This window comes from Streptomyces sp. NBC_00009, from assembly GCF_045040855.1.
Taxonomy (GTDB): domain Bacteria; phylum Actinomycetota; class Actinomycetes; order Streptomycetales; family Streptomycetaceae; genus Streptomyces; species Streptomyces aureus.
Genome location: NZ_CP108312.1, coordinates 8,471,935 through 8,491,589, shown reverse-complemented (window position 1 = coordinate 8,491,589; position 19,655 = coordinate 8,471,935). Strand labels below are relative to the sequence as shown.

At 68.1% G+C, this 19,655-nt stretch carries 16 protein-coding genes and 4 pseudogenes; 12 read left to right on the top strand and 8 right to left on the bottom strand.

Going from position 1 to position 19,655, the window contains the following annotated elements; translation table 11 throughout:
* Positions 1-443 precede the first annotated feature (443 nt).
* Complete coding sequence (locus OHA58_RS38665; protein ID WP_405475753.1) at positions 444-929, top strand: MarR family winged helix-turn-helix transcriptional regulator; 486 nt, start codon at positions 444-446, stop codon at positions 927-929.
* 361 nt (positions 930-1,290) lie between these two features.
* Here OHA58_RS38665 and OHA58_RS38660 read toward each other — a convergent pair whose 3' ends face one another.
* Entirely contained in the window at positions 1,291-1,941 is a 651-nt protein-coding gene (locus OHA58_RS38660; RefSeq protein WP_405475755.1) for an FMN-dependent NADH-azoreductase, read from the bottom strand.
* 149 nt (positions 1,942-2,090) lie between these two features.
* Here OHA58_RS38660 and OHA58_RS38655 point away from each other — a divergent pair, with 149 nt between their 5' ends.
* The 3 genes from OHA58_RS38655 to OHA58_RS38645 all read left to right on the top strand — a co-directional run bounded on the left by OHA58_RS38655 (position 2,091) and on the right by OHA58_RS38645 (position 4,793).
* Positions 2,091-2,759: a nitroreductase gene (locus OHA58_RS38655; protein WP_405475758.1), complete on the top strand. Its 669-nt coding sequence runs from the start codon at positions 2,091-2,093 to the stop codon at positions 2,757-2,759.
* A gap of 99 nt (positions 2,760-2,858) precedes the next feature.
* Entirely contained in the window at positions 2,859-3,587 is a 729-nt protein-coding gene (locus OHA58_RS38650) for an SDR family oxidoreductase (protein WP_405475761.1), read from the top strand.
* Positions 3,588-3,992: 405 nt separating this feature from the next.
* The gene (locus tag OHA58_RS38645) at positions 3,993-4,793 is read left to right on the top strand and encodes a hypothetical protein (RefSeq protein WP_405475764.1); all 801 of its coding nucleotides are present in this window, start codon (positions 3,993-3,995) and stop codon (positions 4,791-4,793) included.
* A 95-nt stretch (positions 4,794-4,888) separates the two neighbouring features.
* Here the strand turns inward: OHA58_RS38645 and OHA58_RS38640 are convergent, their stop codons facing one another.
* Entirely contained in the window at positions 4,889-5,134 is a 246-nt protein-coding gene (locus OHA58_RS38640) for a hypothetical protein (protein ID WP_405475767.1), read from the bottom strand.
* Between the two features lie 709 nt (positions 5,135-5,843).
* Between OHA58_RS38640 and OHA58_RS38635 the strand changes: the two are divergent.
* Positions 5,844-6,038 (top strand): annotated as a pseudogene (locus OHA58_RS38635) (IS5/IS1182 family transposase); the annotation flags it as partial.
* Positions 6,039-6,207: 169 nt separating this feature from the next.
* On the opposite strand, the gene OHA58_RS38630 reads toward OHA58_RS38635, so the two are convergent.
* From OHA58_RS38630 to OHA58_RS38615, 4 genes are all read right to left on the bottom strand, one after another.
* Positions 6,208-8,706 (bottom strand): SpoIIE family protein phosphatase, encoded by a 2,499-nt coding sequence (locus OHA58_RS38630; RefSeq protein WP_405475770.1) that lies wholly within the window; start codon positions 8,704-8,706, stop codon positions 6,208-6,210.
* A 492-nt stretch (positions 8,707-9,198) separates the two neighbouring features.
* Positions 9,199-10,007, bottom strand: a protein-coding gene (locus tag OHA58_RS38625; protein ID WP_405475107.1) for an IS5 family transposase whose coding sequence is annotated in 2 segments (ribosomal slippage) — positions 9,199-9,668 and positions 9,668-10,007 — 810 coding nt in all. Because the reading frame shifts where the segments join, the coding sequence is not laid out codon by codon here.
* 265 nt (positions 10,008-10,272) lie between these two features.
* Positions 10,273-10,491, bottom strand: a complete 219-nt coding sequence (locus OHA58_RS38620; protein WP_405484637.1) for a hypothetical protein — start codon at positions 10,489-10,491, stop codon at positions 10,273-10,275.
* Positions 10,492-10,655: 164 nt separating this feature from the next.
* Positions 10,656-11,201 (bottom strand): AAA family ATPase, encoded by a 546-nt coding sequence (locus tag OHA58_RS38615; protein WP_405484635.1) that lies wholly within the window; start codon positions 11,199-11,201, stop codon positions 10,656-10,658.
* Between the two features lie 288 nt (positions 11,202-11,489).
* Between OHA58_RS38615 and OHA58_RS38610 the strand changes: the two are divergent.
* From OHA58_RS38610 to OHA58_RS38580, 7 genes and pseudogenes are all read left to right on the top strand, one after another.
* A pseudogene (locus OHA58_RS38610) lies at positions 11,490-11,749 on the top strand (polyphosphate kinase 2); the annotation flags it as partial.
* Between the two features lie 507 nt (positions 11,750-12,256).
* On the top strand, positions 12,257-12,940 hold the full coding sequence (gene snpA, locus OHA58_RS38605; RefSeq protein WP_405484633.1) for a snapalysin: 684 nt from the start codon (positions 12,257-12,259) through the stop codon (positions 12,938-12,940).
* A 71-nt stretch (positions 12,941-13,011) separates the two neighbouring features.
* A complete protein-coding gene (locus tag OHA58_RS38600; RefSeq protein WP_405484631.1) occupies positions 13,012-13,200 on the top strand; it encodes a hypothetical protein in 189 nt (62 codons plus the stop codon).
* A gap of 67 nt (positions 13,201-13,267) precedes the next feature.
* Positions 13,268-13,555, top strand: a pseudogene (locus OHA58_RS38595) (DNA polymerase III subunit alpha); the annotation flags it as partial.
* A gap of 249 nt (positions 13,556-13,804) precedes the next feature.
* Positions 13,805-14,230: pseudogene (gene tnpA / locus OHA58_RS38590) on the top strand (IS200/IS605 family transposase).
* 252 nt (positions 14,231-14,482) lie between these two features.
* Positions 14,483-15,103, top strand: a complete 621-nt coding sequence (locus OHA58_RS38585; RefSeq protein WP_405484629.1) for a hypothetical protein — start codon at positions 14,483-14,485, stop codon at positions 15,101-15,103.
* 1,052 nt (positions 15,104-16,155) lie between these two features.
* On the top strand, positions 16,156-17,607 hold the full coding sequence (locus tag OHA58_RS38580) for a PQQ-binding-like beta-propeller repeat protein (protein ID WP_405484627.1): 1,452 nt from the start codon (positions 16,156-16,158) through the stop codon (positions 17,605-17,607).
* Between the two features lie 466 nt (positions 17,608-18,073).
* Here the strand turns inward: OHA58_RS38580 and OHA58_RS38575 are convergent, their stop codons facing one another.
* Entirely contained in the window at positions 18,074-19,171 is a 1,098-nt protein-coding gene (locus tag OHA58_RS38575; protein ID WP_405485393.1) for a methyltransferase domain-containing protein, read from the bottom strand.
* Positions 19,172-19,236: 65 nt separating this feature from the next.
* A complete protein-coding gene (locus OHA58_RS38570; RefSeq protein WP_405484625.1) occupies positions 19,237-19,521 on the bottom strand; it encodes a hypothetical protein in 285 nt (94 codons plus the stop codon).
* Between the last annotated feature and the right edge of the window lie 134 nt (positions 19,522-19,655).

Sequence of the window (19,655 nt, the reverse complement as noted above, 5' to 3'; positions counted from 1 at the left end):
ACACCAGCGGCACGGCGTCCTGGTGGTCGATGAGGCCGGCCACCGTCACGTCGGAAGCGTGATCAATGCAGGCGGTGCTCGTTGCTGGGGAAGGGGGCGATGACGTTCCCGTTCAACCGGCGGATCTCCGGAACGCTGGGATGGATGCCGTCGTGTTCCCCGCTCCCGCTGCCCTCTTTCCGGCTGCTTGGGCACGGACGGCGGTCAGGTAGGTCAGGCCACCATGGCGAGGGTCATGTGCCGGTGCCAGGCTCGGTTGAGCGCATCACCTGGCAATGGTGTCGGCCTCACTCGCCCTTGGCGATCTGGAAGCACACCTCCACCGCGCCCCTGTGGTCTTGGCGAGGTCCTACAGGCGTGAGGTAACAGGGCCACAGCTGGCGTAGCACTCTTAGTTTCAAATGAGACCGTATCGGACGAATAGATGGCTGTAATGTGGCCTCATGGCCGCTGACGTTCCTCACAGGACCGCCCCCTTGCGTGTGACCGACCGCCCTGGGGATGCCTCGCCTTTCGCTCTCGGCCTGTTGCTGCGCCGGGCGCACTGGCGAGCGGCCGCGGTGATGGAGGAGGCGCTTCGGCCGCTCGGTATCGAGTTGCGGCATTTTGCCGTGCTGATCGTGCTCGTCGACCGCGGGGCCACGGTGCAGCGGGACTTGGTGGCGGCGACGGGGTCGGACAAGGCGGGAATCATGCGGGTCGTGGACGACCTGGAGCGTCGGGGGCTGGCCGTACGCAAGACCGTTCCGGGGGACCGGCGGGTGCGGGCGGTGGAGATCACGCATCAGGGGCTCGAGCTTTTCGATGCAGCCCATGTTGCGGCGGAGCCGCTGGCCGAGCGTCTGGTTGCCGAATTGCGATCCGGCGAGCCCGAGCAGCTGACGGATCTGCTGACCCGGTTTGCCTATCCCGCAGATGGAGACGCGTAAGCGCACCCGCGCACCAGTTGCCTGCCGTGTGGGCACGCTTCGCCTCATGCGGCTTTCGCGGCGAACCCAGCCCTGAACTGCGGCCATCGCTGGTGCGTGCCGACCCTGGCTACGGGGGGCGGTCTGGGCTTCGTCGCCGACGGGGACCGAGCTGTCCGCGCGGCATACCTGGCCGACGGCGTGCTCTTCACCCTCGCCCGCCGTCGTCTCGATGTGCGGCCCGCCGGCAGGCCGAACGCCCCGGCCGCCCTCAGCCGCCCGGCCATCAGGGACAGAGCGCCAATGTGGAAAGGGCGCTATCGACATGGACGCCGTGTGACGTCCTGGGTCGAGGCGTCACGCGGCGTCCATGGCCCGGGCGTTACGCCGCGAGGCGCTCCGCGAGTTCCTTGGCCTTGGTGGTCGCCTCCTCGAAGGCGCTCCGGCGGGACGCCTCGTAGAGGGGTATCAGTTCGGACATGGCCGGGTTGCGGGGGGCCATGGTGAGTTCCGGGACGATGAAGTCGAGGTCCAGGCCGAGGGTTCCCTTGAGGACGGCCTCCAGGTAGTTCTGTACGAAGTCGTAGCCCTCGCGCGGGGTGCCCGGCGCGTAGGAGCCGCCGCGGCTGGCGACGACGATGACGGGGGTGCCCTGGGCGGAGGGGGTCTCGCCGGCGGTGCGGCCGAGCAGGAGCACGCTGTCCAGCCACGCCTTGAGGGTCGAGGGGATCGAGAAGTTGTACATGGGGGCACCGATCAGGACGGCGTCCGCCTGCTCCAGCTCCTCGATGAGCTGCACGCGCGCGGCGAACGCGGTGGACTGCTCCGGGGTGCGCTCGGACGGGGCGGCGTAACCGGCGGACCAGGCGTCGGCGGTGATGTGCGGGACCGGGTCGGCGGCGAGGTCGCGGTAGACCACCGCGCCCTGCGGGTGCTGCTCCTCCCAGGCCTTGCGGAAGGCGGCCGTGACCGAACGGGACGAGGACGCCTCGCCGGGGAGCACGGACGAGTCGATGTGCAGCAGTGTGGCCATGGGTTTTCTCCAATGTGCGGTGCGCGGGGCAGGGAGCCGCGTGCGGCGGGTTCATGCCAGGGAGTCGTTTCACTCAAGATGGTATCGACTGATACTATCGTGTGTGAAACGAAGATGGCCACGTCGAGCAGAACCGGAGTCAGGCGATCATGGACGTCTACGAGGCGGTCACGAGCCGACGAGCAGTGCGCGGATTCACCGACCAACCTGTTCCGAGGGAGGTACTGGAGCGCGTACTGTCCGCCGCAGCCTGGGCGCCGTCCGGATCGAACATCCAGCCGTGGCGCGCCTACGTGCTGACCGGTGCACCTCTGGCCGAGCTCAAGAAGCGTGCCGGCGAGCGCTTGGCCGCAGGTGACACCTGGGACGAGCCGGAGTATGAGATGTACCCGCCCTCAATGAAGTCCCCCTACCGCGAACGCCGGTCCGCCTTCGGTGAGCAGCGCTACGGCGCACTCGGCATTCCGCGCGAGGACATAGCGGCGCGTCAAAGGGCCTCTTCCGCAAACTGGGATTGTTTCGGCGCGCCAGCCGCCCTGTTCTGCTACATAGACCGCACCCAGGGACGGCCCCAATGGTCCGATGTCGGCATGTATCTGCAGACCGTCATGCTGCTGCTCCGTGCCGAAGGGCTGCACAGTTGTCCGCAGATGGCATGGGCGAAGTTTCACAAGACCGTCGCGGAGGTCCTGTCACCACCGGAAGAGCTCGTCCTCTTCTGTGGCATGTCGATCGGGTTCGAGGACGTCACCGCACGTGACGCCCGTATAGGCCGGGCGCCGCTCGATGAGACCGTCACGTTCGCCGACGGCTTGTGACGGCGCCCCTCCGCGACTGATCGAAGCGCCGTCTCTTGCCCCATCCACGTAGCTGTTCATATGCCATATTCCGCACATAACCTCCATGAAAGGCATGCCATGAAGATCGCAGTCATCGGTGGTACCGGACTCATCGGGTCGCAGGTCGTCAAGAACCTGACCGCCGCCGGGCACGAGGCGGTACCGCACTCGAAGTCCACCGGCATCGACGTCATCACCGGCCAGGGACTGGACGAGGCAGTGGCAGGAGCCGACGTCGTCGTCAACCTGACGAACTCCCCCACCTTCGACGAAGCCTCCCCGGCCTTCTTCCAGACCTCGATGGACAACCTTCTGGCCGCGGCCCGCAAAGGCGGCGTCGGCCACTTCGTCATCCTCTCGATCGTCGGCACGGACCAGGTGCCGGAGCTGGACTACTACCGGGCCAAGGAACTCCAGGAGACCATCCTCGCGGCCGGGCCGATCCCCTACTCGATCGTCCGGGCCACGCAGTTCATGGAGTTCATGGACGCCGTTCTGTCCTGGACCACCGACGGCGACACCGTCCGGCTCCCCGCCACCCCCATCCAGCCGATCGCCTCCAAAGAGGTGGCCAATGCGGTGGCTGAGGTCGCCGCGGGCGCCCCGCTGAACGGCATCCGCAACATCGCCGGCCCCGACATCTTCACCCTGGACGAGCTGGGCCGGATCACCCTGTCCCACAAGGGCGACAACCGCACCGTCGTCACCGACCCCACCGCGGGCATGTTCGCCGTCGTCAAGGGCGACGTCCTCACCGACAAGGACGCCCACCTCACTCCCACCCGCTACACCGACTGGCTCTCCTGACCCGCTCACGCCCTCTCCAGCGCGCAGACCACAGAGACCCAAGCCCTGGCCGTCGTGGGAAATGACAAGAACTCGGCACGGCGGCCAAGGGTGGTCCATGCCGCTTGATGCAGCGACCGCATCTGCTGTGTCGGATGGAGCAAGTCGAGTCGTGGGCCGGGGGGACGGCCGGGTTCCATGCCCGGTTCACCCACCGTTTTTGGCAGTTCGGAACCCGGCCCCCGCTCTCCATGATCGTGCGTCAACTTCAGCTTCCTGGTCTCCCGTTCGGGGCGCCATGCCACACCGTCGAGGTACCCACGGACCGCCCCGACGCCCCCGAACCGCACCGGCCTGACCACCCTCCGGCTCACCCGCGTCACCCACGAGCTCATCTCCCTCCACCTCCGGGCCGGGCACGCCGACGTGGCCCTCAATCTGGGCCGCCGGCTCGCCAAGGCCGACCTCCCGGGCCGCATACTCGAGTTGCGCGCGCACCTGCTGTCGGACCACATCCCCGCGGCGATCTCCCTGATCCGCGAAACGGCCCTGGCCGCGCCCGCGAGTTCCCCGCAGGACCTCGTCCGCAGGCAGGAGCAGGCCGCCGCGATGATTGTCGAGATGTGCGACGCCGGCCACCAGGCCCTGTGCCGCGACGTCACGGCTCAACTCGCCAGAACCGCAGACCCGGGCGTGACGCTGGACAGCGGCCTCTGGGCCCGTCCCTGGCTCACCGCGGCCTGCCGGGCCACCGGCCTCACCGAGGAATTCACTCGCCTTCGGGATACGCTGCAGCACGCCGCCCTGGTCACGGGCGCCGGCTACGGGACCCAAACCGTGCCGCTGAAAGCAGTCGTCCGCCTACGCCTCTGGGATCGCTACCACGCCGAAGCCCGCCGACTGAGCGAAGTGCTGGCCGAGGTCGTCCTCACCGACATGGTCAAAGCAATGCTCGACGCAGGCCTCCTGACCGAGGCCCTCCCTCTCATCGACGACCTCCAGGACGACGAGGCCTTCTGCCTAGCCCTCGCCGCGGCCGTCACCTCCCCGCCGCCACTCGACCTGGTCAAGCGCTCCCTGGCCCACGGCTTCGCCGAGGACGTCATCGCCCCACTGGCCGCCCTGGAACCGGCGTGCCTGCAAGAGATCGCAGCTCAACTCGGGGTGATCCGGCCGCCCGCCGAACAGATGGCACAGTTCATGACCAAGCAGCTGGGACTCCGATGAGGGGCTCCATCCCACGATCACCAAGGGCCGTCGAAGCAGCAGTCGAGGGACCGGATTCGCGGACGGGAGCCACCCCTTCGAGCATCCTGAGCGCCTCAGGCATGAAGTGCCCCGATCCAAGAACGGGCCACCGCGTCACCCTTGCCGTGGTACGTGCTGGTGGTCTGCTCTTCGGGGGCCTTGACGGAGGGGCCGTCATCGCAGATGCCGTTCAACCCGGCCTGCGGCAACGGGCTGACATCCATGATGTCTCGATCGTCAGGCTCCCTGATGCCCCATTTTAGAGACCCGAACCGCGGGAGCTCCGACGGCTTCAGGGCCTGCACGGCGTTGTGTGACATGAACGGGTTGTCGTGACCTGAGGCCACCTCGGCGTCTTGCGGCGGAGCCGAGCGGCCTGAAAGACCTGGACGGGTGGCACACCACGTGCCGCTGGAAGGACCATCGTGGTCATGCCGAGGCCCACCGGCCCCTCACCGAGCTCCTGGAAAGCGCTGGCGAGGCCGAGCGGTACATCGACTCCGGCCAGGCCGCACCGATCGCTGATCTGATGCGCCGCGCTGCCGCCAACAAGCGCCTGACGAAGAAGCACGGCGAGACTGCGGCCCGCCTCGGTCTCGCACCGTGTGGCGTCGGTGCGGCTGGTCTCGGCGATGACGCTAGCGGTGGCCGCGTCCATGCGGGGTGCCAAGGTCACTCACGCACGGGTCTCCTCGTCGGTGGTGGTCCAGGTCCAGGACTCGGCGTCGGCAGCGGAGTTGGCAGCCCCGCAGGGGAAGACTCGCAGGTGATCACGTTCATGAACCGCCTCACCAACCGTGTCACCGAGGTCACTACCGAACCACCCATGAATACGCCGCCCAGCGCGACCAGGGCACCGAAGCCCGGGTCGTCATGGACCTCGGCAGCGACCAGTTCCTCGTGGTCGCCGACACCACCACCCAAAAGCCCCCGGCGCAGGAGACCGCCCGATTATCCGCCGCTGCGGCACCACCCCCGGCACCGCCCTGTCCCCCGACAACCAGGCACCCACGACGGGGACGGGCACACCGGAAGGGATTCACCCCCATCCCGAAACGCTGGGCGGTCGAGCGGACCTACGGCTGGCTCATGCTGCACCGCCGCCTGGCCCGCGACCACAAGACCCACCCACACCACTCCGAAGCCATGATCCGCCTCGCGATGATCAATGTCATGACCCGCAGACTCACCGCCGAATCCACTCCCACATGGCGCGGAGCATGAACCACACTCAAACCAGCAAATCGGGACACGGCATGACTCGATCCGCTCAGAGGCTCGAGCCTCCATCAGACCCGGAGCGCTTCAAGCGCGCCCTGTTTCCCGGCAAGCCTTTCCTCGTCGGGGAAAGATCACCAGCGGTCGCCCACTTCGAGGCAACCCCGTCCCCGCCTTACGGTGTCATGTTGGATTCGCTGCTGGCTTCGCCCCCGTACTCGGCCTGGGGGATGGCCAGTTCGGCCCAGATGACCTTGCCTTCCGCGGTGTGCCGGGTGCCCCAACGCTGTGCGAACTGGGCTACGAGGAATAGCCCTCGGCCTCCTTCGTCGCTCAGCCTGGCCCGTCGCAGGTGTGGAGAGGTGCTGCTGGTGTCAGAGGCGGTGCAGATGAGTCTGTTGCGGGTGCGAATGAGGCGGAGCGCGATGGGGCCGTGGGCGTGCCGGATGGCGTTGGTGACCAGTTCGCTGACAATCAGCTCTGCGGAGAACGACAGTTCCTCAAGTCGCCACTGTGTCAGGCGATCGCTGGCCATTTTGCGGGCCAGTCCCACTGAGCTCAGTTCGAAGGGAAGGTTCCAGGTGGCGACGCTCTCGGCAGTGAGCGGGCGGGGTCGGGCGACGAGGAAGGCGACGTCGTCCGCAGGATGGTCGGGCAGCAAGACCCGCTCGATGGTGCCGCAGATTTCCTCCAGGGGACGGTCCGGATGGGCGAGCGCGAAGGTGAGGCGTTCGAGGCCGGTGTCCACGTCGCCGTCCGAGGCCGTGATCAGTCCATCGGTGTAGAGGGCGAAGAGGGCACCTTCCGGTATTTCTATCTCGGCCGACTCGAACGGCAGCCCACCGATCCCCAGCGGAGGACCCGCCGGGATGTCGGGGAACTCCATTGCCTTCTCAAGATGGGCGAGGGCGGGAGGCGGATGGCCGGCACGGGCGAAGGTGGCGCGGCGCGTGACGGGATCGTAAATCCCGTACAGGCAGGTGGCGCCGACGACGCCCTCAACGCCGGTGGGGTGCGCCGCTTCGGCTTCGTCGGCCAGGCGGCTGACGAGGTCGTCGAGGTGGACGAGTAGCTCTTCGGGCGACAAGTCGAGGTCGGCCAGGGTGTGGACGGCGGTGCGAAGCCGCCCCATGGTCGCTGCGGCACGGATGCCGTGGCCGACGACGTCTCCGACGACCAGTCCCACCCGGGCACAGGCCAGGGGCAGCACGTCGAACCAGTCACCGCCCACCCCCGCCTCGATGTCGGCGGGAAGATAGCGGTAGGCAGCCTCTACGGCTGTATCAGCGGGCAGCTCGTGCGGCAGTAGGCTTCGCTGCAGGGTGAGTGCAGAGCGGTGCTCGCGGTTGTAGCGGCGTGCGTTGTCGATGCAGACTGCGGCGCGGGCGGTGAGTTCCTCGACGAGGAGCAGGTCTTCGCCGGTGAAGGGATCTGGAGTGCGCCAGCGCATGAGGGTGGCCACCCCCAGGGTGATTCCCCGGGCGCGGAGTGGAACCACCAGGTGGGAATGAATACCCACCCTGCGCATGCGTGACTCGCGCACTGGGTCCTGGAGCAGCCACGGGCTGGACAGGTCCAGGACGGCGTTCAGGATGGGACGGCCGGTCGCGAGGGACTGCCACTGCGGGGAGCCTGCCGGGTAGCCGACCGTCTGGCCAGGCGCGACTACAGCCTCGGGCAGTCCTTCCCTGACTGAGCGGTGGACGACCCGGCGCATGTCGCCGGTCCGGTCGGAGGACGGCGCGGCGAGTTCCCCGCTGCCCAGCACGTCGCCGAGAAGGTCTACGGCGGTGAAGTCGGCGACTTGGGGCACAAGGACCTCCGCGAGCTCCTCGACCGTGCGGCTGAGGCCGAGAGTGCTGCCGATCAGCACGCTGGCCTCGTTCAGCAGGGCCAGGCGGCGTTGCGCCTGGTGTAGGTCGGTGACGTCCACCGACTCCTCGCACACCCCCAGAGGCCGACCCTCCGCGTCCTGTAGCCGGTAGTAGGACAGCGACCACACATGCTCTCGGCCGGGATCGGCAGGGGGGCGGCCCCGGTAATGCAGGCCCCTCACGCTCTGTCCGGTATCGAGCACACTACTCATGAGTTGCGTGACCGAGGACGGGTGTTGCGCTGAGAGCATCTGGCTTCCCGGATACAGCTCATCCTTACTGCGCCCCAGGTACTGGGCGAACGGCCCGGGGAGTTCTTGCCGGGCGGCGGTGTTCGCCCACGCCACGCGCAGGTCGGTGCCGTAGATCGTTAGCGCCACGGTCGCTTGAGTGGCAATGCCGTGCACCATGGCCTGCTGCATCTGCCGATCCTTGAACTCCTCGGCATCCTCAAGGGACAGCAACACGGTCGGTCCCTCCACCGTGTCGGGGAGCCGACAGAAAGCTGCCGCCACTCGCAGTCGGCGACCCGAACGATGACGCAAAGTGACGTGGTGAAAATGCTCGGAATTGGACAGTTGCGTGAGCCACTCTCCAGTCCGGTCCCCATCCGTCCGTGCCGAGAGCGTGTCGATCGATTGTCCGAGCACCTCCTGCGCGCGGTAGCCGAGCAGTGCTTCGGCCTCCCGGCTCCATCCGGTCACTCGTCCTTGTTCGTCCAGCATGACGGTGGCGGCCTGCGTGGCCCTCAGCGGGTCGCTGAAATTCCTTTCTTCGGGTCCACGTGATGGTGTGGTCATCTCACGTCCGTCCTCGCTGAGCCTGGTGGCTGCTGGTCGGCTCCGGTCCGGGGGCTGGAGTGACAACCGAACCCAGGCCGCAGCCTCAACGGCAAGGCGACTCCTTCGTGGTCCCCGACAAGGGCCCCGCACGGCGGCGCAACGGGACCCTCGCCGCGCCGTGCCCCTCGCCGTCCTTGAGAGGAAGGGGCTATTCCCTTCCTTTTCCATTCTCCCCCGCACTGTGCGCACAACAAGAGGGGCCATACCTCCCAGCGGCAGGGCCGTAGACCCCACCGAATGGGGCCAGGTCGGCCCAACGCCTCTGGCTGGTTGAGGTTTGAACAGCCGTGAGGTGGTGGAAATACAAGGGATCTCCGGCCCGGCACACTTGCGCACAGCACTCACACCGCCGGCCAGCTACCTTCCCGCGCCGGCTGTGACTCCATCGAAGGAAGCCCCTACCTCCACGTTGACCAGCACAGATTACTCACAGTGCCCTTACTGATGGTTTCAGAATGAGGTTCGGAGTCGTCTCAAGCAGATGATGCTGCAGGCGAACTGAAGCAGGCCCAGGTGGAGGTCGGCACGTATCTCGTAGCGAATCCGAAGCCGCTTGAACTGGTGGAGCCAGGCAAAGGTGCGCTCGACGACCCAGCGGGTCTTGCCCAGGCCGGAACCGTGCGGGACTCCGCGGCGGGCGATCTTGGGTGTGATCCCACGGGCGCGGACGAGACGCCGGTACTTGTCGTAGTCGTAGCCGCGGTCGGCGAAGAGCCGCCGGGGCCGGTGGCGGGGTCGGCCACGTAGGCCACGGATGCGGGGTACGGCGTCCAGCAGCGGCATGAGCTGGGTGACATCGTGACGGTTTCCACTGGTCAAAGAGACGGCGAGCGGGGTGCCCTGCCGGTCGACGATCAGGTGGTGCTTGCTTCCGGGCCGGGCCCGGTCGACCGGCGAAGGTCCGGTGTGAGCCCCCCTTTGAGGGCACGCACGTGCGATCCGTCGATCGCCGCGTCGTCCATCTCGAGCAACCCGGCAGCCCGTAACTCGGCCAGCAGCACCTCGTGCAGCCGGGGCCAGACACCCGCCTCGGTCCAGTCCCGCAGACGCCGCCAGGCCGTCACCCCGCTGCAGCCGACCTGCTCCGCGGGAACGTCCCGCCAGCTCACGCCCTTGCACAGCACGTAAACGATGCCCCGCAACGCAGACCGGTCATCCACCGGCAACCGCCCGGGATACCGGTGCCGCCGAGCCGGACGAGCCGGCAACAGCGGCACGACGCGATCCCACAGATCATCAGGCACAAGGTCAGCAGACACCTACCAAATCCTGCCGACACACCACCCAACCGCCAAGCCCCACAATGAACTTCATTCTGAAACCATCAGTTAGGACTGCGCCTCATCCCTTCAGGTCACGCAGCTCGGCAGTGTGTGCACCTGTGGCGAATCATGTCTCCGTGCATACATGAGTTGCGGACAATCCGTCATCCCCGACGCGCGTTCCGGCCTCGTCGATGTGATCGGCACAACCCTGCGCGGTACTCCGGGTCAGCGATGCCACACCTATGGAAGCTGTAAAGAATCAACTTGTTGGTGTGTCGGTGTGCTCGTCTGCGGCGGCGAGGAGATCCGAGGCGATGCGGTACCGGGTGGTGGCCGGAGCCGGGAGGAGTCCGGCTTCCGCAAGCAGGGGCCGGATCTCTCGGCCGACGTTCCCGATCGAGGACCTGCTCACGTCGCCCAGCGCATCGGCATGGACGTCCAGGGTGCACAGTTTCCGCAGGTAGAGGATGGCGACCACGAACCGCGCTCTGTCACCGAGGTTTGGGAGGCGCCCAGATCCACGGTCGGGCGATGTGCACGAGTTTCGACAGCATCCGAGCCCGAGCCGAAGCCGGCTGATCCTCATTGAGGCAGCAGGGCCTGGCGACCTGACGGTCACCGGCCCCGGCACATTCCTTCCCATCACAGGTGCGGCTCCGCGCCAACTCCCGCGAGCACAGCGTCAGCCAGCTCCTGCGGCGTCAACTGGCCATCCAATATCGCGGTTTCCTTGGGCAAGGCATCGACTGCGGCCACACACGACGCGATCTTGGACTTGCACCAGGCACGGACCCTCTCGTCCTTCGCAGGATCATCAGGGGTGACGCTCCGCCCGTCAATCCGCCGGACCAGTACGTCCTGAGGAACCTTCAGGAAGAAATGGTGAACCGGAATGCCCGCGTCCTTCAGGGCGCCGAAGATCTCATCCAGATAAGCCGGGTTCGCCAGTGTCATCGGCACCAGCACAGGCCGCTGGTACTCCTCTACCAGGCCCGCAGCCATGTTGACGACCTGGCGCCGCCACTGCCGCAAGTCCTGAAAATCACCGGTCGGCACCTCCACGACCTCGCGTAGCACGAATCCAACCATCTCCGGATCGAACACCAGCGCCTCTGGCCATCGAAGATGCAACGCCTCCACCAAGGTGGTCTTCCCACTGCCGAATGCCCCGTTCACCCAGACGATCACAGGCTCTCCTTCGCGATCAACAGTTCTCAGACGCCAGGACCAGACCTGAGACGCCGAGCATGCGCGGAGCCGCCCCACGGCCACTCCACCCACGCGCTCGCCAATCCCCACGCGCCTCACACGCTCGAGGTTCCAACGAATCTGAAGCCAGGAGCGTGCCTGGAGAGGATCCGATCCTCATCACCCACACCCTGGACAGCGCTCGCGGGGCCAACAACACGTCGAGTGCCCCCGCCCGGGTGTGAGTGGCTGAGGTACAGAATGTGCCGCCGAGATTGATTTGGGTGCCGGGCCACGGAGACCGCGCACGCGCCGTGGACCTCATGAAGAACAACGACAAACGACGCGGCCGGATCGAGGCCATGCGGAGCCTGCTGGATCGGTGCGCCTACCCGACCAAGGGCTATGCGGTCGTCGGGAAGCCGCACCCGCTCATCGTGGGTGCGACGGACACGCTGCTGGAGGCGGGCGAGGAACCCACCGACCTCTCCCCCACGCCGCTCGCAGGGCTGCACGGCGGGCCCGGCCTCCATCCTGATCAGGACTGAGCGGCGGCGGCTCAGCGATGAGGGATGCCGCCCAGCGCCGAGGGTGACTCCCTGGGGGCGACCCGGGGCCGGTGGGGCGCGAAAGGAACGGAAGCCCATGTTCTATGACATCGGTCACAGCGTCCCGTCAATCAACCGGCACACATAGTAGATGTGGCATGGCGGACATTTGGGCATTTGTCCGATTGTGCCTAATTTGGATCCTGCCGCGCGTCCCGGGATTCCGCCCGGCCGGCTCGCGCGCCCGTTGCCCCGTGGGGTAACACTTCTGACGCCGCGACAGCTTCCCCTCTGCCTCCATGCGCGGGACCGAAGACCCGCACACCGCCCTGGCGAGGTCCCGGGACCTACGAGGCGACGTAGTGGCGGGACCCATTGTGCTCCCTGTCGAGCCGTTCTAAGAATGACGACCCACACAGGACGTCGCCGCAGTTCGGAACCGGTGTTGACGCAGAGTCGACCACGCACCGGGCGCTCGGCGTCACCGAGCGAGTAGGAGTCCCCCGTATGAAGTTGTCTCGAACGTCCGCGAGGCTCCTCGCCCTCGCTCTCGGCCTGGGTCTGGCCTCCAGCGCGCTGGGCGCGGCGGTGCCGGCGAGCGCCCAGGCGGCCGCCACCCCGTCCGCTGCCGCCGGTACCTCCGTGGCGCGGTACGCCGGGTCGGTCGAGGAGGCTGCGAACAACAAGGCGTTCTTCGAGGCCGTGCTCAAATCGGTCGCCGAGAAGCGCGCCGCCCAGCCGAACGCGCAGGCGGTGACCGTCTACTACAACGCCTCCCGGGCACCGAGCTTCCGTTCTCAGATATCGAGCGCGGCCTCGATCTGGAACAGCTCCGAGTCCAACGTCAAGCTCCAGGCGGCGTCGAGTGGTGCCGACTTCTCGTACTACGAGGGCAACGCCCCAGACGGGTCCTACGCCTCCACCAACGGCCACGGAAGCGGCTACATCTTCCTCGACTACACCCAGAGCCGGCAGAACGACTCGGTCCGCGTCGCCACCCACGAGACCGGGCACGTGCTGGGCCTGCCGGACAACTACAGCGGGCCGTGCAGTGAACTGATGTCGGGCGGCGGCCCCGGCCCGTCCTGCACCAACCGCTACCCGAACGCCACCGAGCGCTCGCGTGTCGACCAGCTGTGGGCCACCGGACTCGCGCAGGCCCCGGACTCGCGCAGGCCCTGGGCACGGTGAACCAGGCCCGCTGACGACCTGAGCGCTGCACCGCCGGTACGGACCGTGGCGCCGGGCCGCGGTCCGTACGTGTGCTCGCCGGGTCGTGCGCTGCACTCATCCGTGCCGCCCACGACCTGCTGCCCGACCCGGGCCGCTCCATCAACTCGATCGCCAAACTGCTCGGCGTCCCCCCGGTCACCTTGTACAACCACATCGCGGACCTGCGCGAGCTGCGCGCAGGCGCCGTGCCCCGTCAACTCGAAGCGCCGACGAAGTAGACCCACTCCAGCAAGATCAATCTCAGCGGCACTTTCTCTACCTCAACTACTCACACCCGTCGCGACCGTGGTCGACGAAGTCTGGGACGTAATCAAAGAGTTCGGCGCCTACGGATTCTGCGGCGCCCACTCCGTCGCCTTCGCCGCGCCAGCCGTCCAGTCCGCATGGCTCAAGGCCCACCACCCCGCCGCCCTAAATGCCGGGCTTCAACACGATCCGGGGATGTGGCCGATGCGGGTCATCGTCGCCGACGCCCGCCGACACGGCGTACCCACCCTGCCCATCGACATCTCACGCTCACGCCCCGAATACCGCCTCGAGCCCACCGAAGCCGGATGGGGCGTGCGGCTGTCAACGAAGCCGGACGCGCACCACCAGGGCGGGCCAACGGCGTTGAGAGCGGCGTGCCTGTGCAGCTGGGAATGTGAATCGCCAACGTACGACGGCGCGGCGAGTAGACGCACATCCATGTGACCCAATCGCGGGTCTGGGCGCAGCGCGGCATGTGATCGCCCAGAGGGTCCTGCGCCTGCAACGGCGTCGGCAGCAGTTTCACCCGCACCACCAGCTTCACCCGGCCGGCCCAGAGTCCAAAATTGACCCATGTCACCGAGATGGGAGCCAAACCCCAATCTGAGGAGGGGTAGAAGGGTTGTCTGCACCTCCACACCCACTTGGTCTTCACTCCGAAATACCAACGTGGCCCGTTCACCGACGAGATCCTCCACCGCCGCGAGGAGGTCATGCGGTACGTGTGTATGGACTTCGGGGCAGAACTGACCGAGTTCAACGGCGAAAGCGACCACGTCCACCTCCTGGTCCACTACCCGCCCAAGGTGCCCTCTCCCGCCTCGTCGGATCCCTCAGGGCGTCTCCGCCCAGCGACTGCGCCAGGAGTTCCCCGACCACATCCGCCGCTACCTCTGGGGCGACCACTTCTGGTCCCCCTCTTACTTCCCCGCCTGCGCCGGAGGCGCCCCACTCAGGGTCACAACGGAGTACATCGAGAACCAGAAACGTCCCGACTGAGCACTCACCGGCTCCGCCGGAACGTCACACGGCCGCTTCGCGGCCATCATGGCCTGCAGCAGGTCGCTGCGGCACGCCACGCCACAGTCCTGGGATGCGATTCCTCCCGGGCGAGAACGCCCGGGGTTCCTCGCAAGAATCCGCTGAAGGCCCATGGGCTGACGGTGGGAACGGCGTCCCGCTCTGCCGATCGGGGTAGCCGTACGAGCAGCCGCCGACCGCCGATGCCTTACCGGACAAGGAGCACGCCTTATGCGCCTCTACGCCCAGACCCCGGCACGTCGGAGCCGCCAGGTCCTCGCAGACCTGATCGCGGCGGCCCTGATCTACGCCGCGGTGAAGCTGGCCTTGGCCGTGCACGACGCGATCAGCCGACTGGCCGATCCGGGCCGCAAGGCGGAGAGCGCCGGCAACAGCCTCTCCGACGGACTCGTCGCCGCGGGCGACGCCGCCTCGAAGGTACCGTTCGTCGGAGGCCAGTTGAAGAAGCCGCTCAGGTCCGCCGCCGAGGCAGGCACCGGGCTGGCCGACGCAGGCCGTTCGCTCCAGGACACGGTGGGCCACGTGGCGACGGTGACCACAGTCGCCCTGATCGTCATCCCGGTGGTGTTCGTGCTGTTGCTGTGGCTGCCCCCGCGCCTGCGCTGGATCCGCCGCAGCGCTGTCACCCGACGCCTCGCCGCTGGTCCGGGCAGCGCCGACATCCTCGCGCTGCGCGTCCTGGTCGGCTCGCAACGCGAACTCGAAGCCCTGCCCACGCCACCCGGCGGCTTCGCGGAGGCGTGGCGGCGCCGCGACGAACAGGTCATCGCCGACCTGGCGACGATCGGCCTGCGGCAAGCGGGGCTACGCGCCCAGCCGCCGAGTGACTGATGGCCGCTTCCACCCGTGTCCGGCGCCCGTCTCATCAGGAGTCACCCGGCCGACGGCGTATCCCTCGGATATGTCGGACGCGGAATAGGACGCCATCTGGCCGTTGCTTCCGGTGCTGGCGTGGTTCCGGGGATCGGGCGGCCCGAGGGCTTCTGTCACCGGCAGCTGCTGGACGCGGTGCGGTCGCGGGCGGGATTTCCTGGCGAGCGATGCAAGTGGACTCCCCTACCACCATGGCGCCTACGGGGAGGATCGAGCTGCCGGGGCGTCGACGATCCCGCATGTTCGCCGGCTTGTGGCCGGCAGCTCCCCTTCGGGGATCAGGCGCCGGCTGCTTCCGCCATCCCAGCGGATGATTTCCGTTCGCAGGGATGGCCGGCGTTTCGGGGGGATGGTGAACGGCGCTACGAACCAGGGGTTTGACAGCCGTGGAGAAGCGCAACCGCAGTTCTGCGGCGTCTCGCAGAAGAGGCGTCGCACGGGCATTGACTCGGTCCCACCTCCGCACCCAGACTCCGATCAGTGCGTGTTAACGATACCACTGGCTTGAACATGCCTGAGGGAGCCGCCCCATGACAAGCCGTCACCCACCCATGGGCAGCCAGGCCGGAGCATGCCGCCTACGGGGCGGCCCTCCTCCGACCCCGGGGATCATTGGAACCGTGGCCGGCGCTGAGTGGCAGCCTCCGAGCAGGGGCGCCGCCACAATCGAGGCGGACTACCTGAACGGCGAGAACGCGCTCCTGGGCGGCTGCACGGGGATGCGACACCAGTGATCTCATGCAGCTGGTAGCCGACGCGTTCGCGCGCGAACACTGCGAGGCGGGCTCCTTGCCCGTCGACCGACTCGTGGCACTGGTGGATGCCGAGTCCTGACCCTGTGGCGGCCCGGGCGCCCCGCTGTCCCTCGCCTCGGGCCGCTCCACCTTTCGGGGGGTTAGGATCAACCGCCGCATCTCTGGGGAGAGATAAGGCAGTTGACGCCTGGGGGGGGCGACGTGGTAGAGGACAGCAGACCTGCGAGAACACGGGGAGCTGTATGGGGGAGGGCGTTGCTCGTCGCGGCGGCCGGGCTGGTCGTCGGACTCGCGGTGGCCTTCCACTGGTTCGGCTGGACCTCGATACCGGGGAACGCGTGCGGCGGCCGTTTCAGCCCCTGCCCCGAAGGCACCACCCCCACCATCCTGCTGGCGTTCCTGTGCACCTTCGCGGGTGTGGGGCTGGTCAACTGGCGGGTCGCCGAACTGACCAGAGCCCGCCCCGGCAAGGCCCTGCCCGCCGTGCTCGTGGTGACGGGCATGGTCCTCGCCCTCTGGCCGGGATGGCTGGCGTACGCGTGGATGCGCGGCCCCGTCCTCGACCGGGCCTGGGACGCGCCGGTCGACCGGCCCAGCACCGTCAAGGGCGTGGGCAACTGGGCCCTGGACAGCGCCGTCGTCCGCGCCCGCACCGACGGTCTGACCAGCTACGACCTCGCCGACGGGGATGAGCACTGGAGCCTTGACGCGCCCGTGCGCGGATCGGCGTGCGCGATGAGCGACACCGTGGTCGACGGCATCGGTGTGATCGCCTTCGGCCGCGAGGATGAACCGTGCGACACAGTGTGGGGCGTGGACACCACGAGCGGCCGCAAGCTCTGGGAGCGGAAGATCAAGGGCGGCACCGGGTTCGGTCCGCCCACCGACGGAAGGGTGGCCGCCGACAACGGCGTCGCCGTCGCCCTGGAGGACACCGCCGTACGGGGCTTCGCCCTGCGCGCCGGCGTCCCGCGCTGGAAACGGGACCTCGGCGAGGGCTGCTCGCCGGTCGTCGCCTCGGCCGCGGCGGGCCGTACCCGAGTGGTCGTCCAGTGCATGAGCGGCTCCGCGTTCCGCTCGCTGGAACTGGTCTCGCTCGACACCGCGACCGGCACGCACATGCGCCGTACCGCGCTGCCGGCGGAGAGCCGCTGGGAGACGGTCATGGTCCTCTCCGCCCGGCCGTTCGCGCTTTGGCTCAAGGAGAAGGACGACCGCGGGACCGACGCTGTGCTCGCCTTCGACGACCGGGACCGCCTGCGCGGGTCGGTGAAGGTCTCGGGGCGCGAGGAAGACCTGCGCATGACCGTGGACACCGCACAGGGCTTCGACGCCCGGCCCGCGCTCCGCGCCGCGGTCGTCGGAGACGTTCTGGTGACCGCGGTGACCAAGCCGGGCGAGGCCGTCCCCGGCGCCGTGTCCGGCTACGGGCTCGGCAGCGGACGGCGACTGTGGCACGCCGGGACGGGCGGGCCGGTCACGGCCCTCACCCGGCTGCCCGGGAACCGGCTCGCCGTCCTCGCGGGCGGGCGGATCGGCTCCCTCGACCCGCGCACCGGACACCTCGCCGAGGGACCGTTGATCCGCGAGGGCACCGACGACGTCGCCGAGGCCGCCCAGCTTGTGCCCGGCCGCGACGGCGACTGGCTCCTCGTCAACCCCGACGGGACCGGCGTCACGCCGCCCCTCCTCAGGGTCAGCCGCTGACCTTTTCCGTACCTTGCTGACTGGGTGGCCGCCCACGGGAAATCGGGCGCCGAGCGAGGTGATCAGCGCCGAGCGGCATAGAGCAGGCGGCGGACCGGTGAGGCGACCCCGGCTGGATCTGGGGGAACGGTGATTCCTCTCGGGGCGGGGGCCCGGCGTGGACGTGACGGGTCCGGCAGGAAAGAGCGATGCGACAACGATCTGGGCCCCGCGCCTGGGTGTTCGGTGACGTCGACCAACGTTCCATCCCGCCCGTTCGCATAGGCGGGCCACGTTGCACGGCTCCCCCAGGCCCCCGACTTGACGGCAAAGCAAGGTGAGATGTCTACCGCCTCGCCACCACCCGCGCCCGAGCCGAACAAGCCCAGGCCGGCTGACCGGGCACCACACGGGAAGAGCCTCCCGACAACCAGCGGAACCAGCGGGCCGTCCAGAAGCCGCCATGGCGCTGAACCTGCGACGCGGGTCAAGCTACGAGTAGGCGGAGGCCGAGATCTGCCGCGTCGAGGTCGGCGAGGTCGCTGTTGCGCTTGGCCCACCGGCCGGACTCGAGGTCGTCGCCAAGGCTTCGCACCGCCCGCTGCTCGGCCTCCGGCCCGACCCTCGTCCACACCGACATCGCACGGCGCACGTGATCCTCCAGATACGCCCCCGGCCGGCGCCAGTACGCCTCGAACAAGCCGTCAGCGCAGTCCCACGGGACGGGCACCGGCTCGGCGCGGGCACCGATCGCGTCGGCCATCCCGGCAAGCGAGGGAAACTCCGCGAGGACGGCAGCGAACTCTGGCAGGTAATCGCGGGTGAGCCAGAACCGGTCCTGCCATCCGGGCTCGTCGGTGTCGAACGTGAGCACCACCACGCGTCGTGCCACGCGCCGCATCTCGCGCAGCCCCGCTACCGGGTCCCCCCAGTGGTGAACGGTGGAGACAGCCATCGCGACGTCGAAGGACTGGTCCTCAAATGGCAGACTCTCCGCGGCGGCGGCCACGCACGGCGCCGAACCAGCAGGCCGCTGCGCCCGCATGACCGCCGATGGCTCCACCGCGGTCACGTTCCGATCAGCAGGCTCGTAGGAGCCGGTGCCGGCCCCGACGTTCAGCACCGTCCGCGCGTCGCCGAGCGCGTCCCAGATCTGCGCGGCGATCCGCGGTTCGGTACGCCGCGTCGCGGTGTAAGCGCCACCGATCGCGTCGTACAGCCGTGCACCGAGCATCTCCAGTTGCTCCTCCGGTGTCACCATCAGTCCCTTCGCCCGTGCCTCAAGTTCTCTGTCGATGGCCGCCACCATGGCGTCGGCGCGATCACGCCGCTCCAGCAGCAGGCCGCGCAGTCGGCGCAGGTGCGCGACCGCGTCGGTGGACGAGTCGCCGACCAACTCCGCGATCTCCCGCAGCCCGAAGCCCAACCGCCGATAGGCCAACACCTCCCGCAACCGCTCCACGTCGCCCGCCGAATAGGCCCGGTACCCGGCCGCGGTCCGCGCCGACGGCCGAACGAGCCTGATCTCGTCATAGTGATGCAGCGTGCGGACGCTCACGCCGGCCAGCTCGGCCACACGTCCCACAGTCCAGTGATCCTCCACGGCACTGACTATGCAGCCTGACGCCACGTGAGGGTCAAGAGCCTCACTCACGACAGCAAGAGCCGAACGCGAAGCAGCGGTCCGAAGCGATTCCTGCAAGCCAAAGCCATGGTCTGGTTCAGCTTGATCCAGCACGGAAACCCCGGGCGCTCACGCCCGGGAAGAAGCGCTTTTCTGGATTGCTCTGACACGCAGGTGCCCACGAGCCGAGCGAGCGACTGCAGGCGTCCATCGACGAGCCTGCCGGCCTTCGGCGCCAAGGGCCAACGCTCGGCAACTGCAACAGAGTTGCCGTCGGGCGGACCGTAGAGAGCTGTTTTGGTACGGCTCATGTGCATCCGTATACCAAAGCGACAGATCGAACGGGGAGCGGTTGGTTAGGGTGACACGGAGCGGCTGATCGGTGCTCGCGTGGGCAGTTGTGGTCGCTGGAGGGTGGTTCGCACACGAGGGAGGGCTCGCGTTG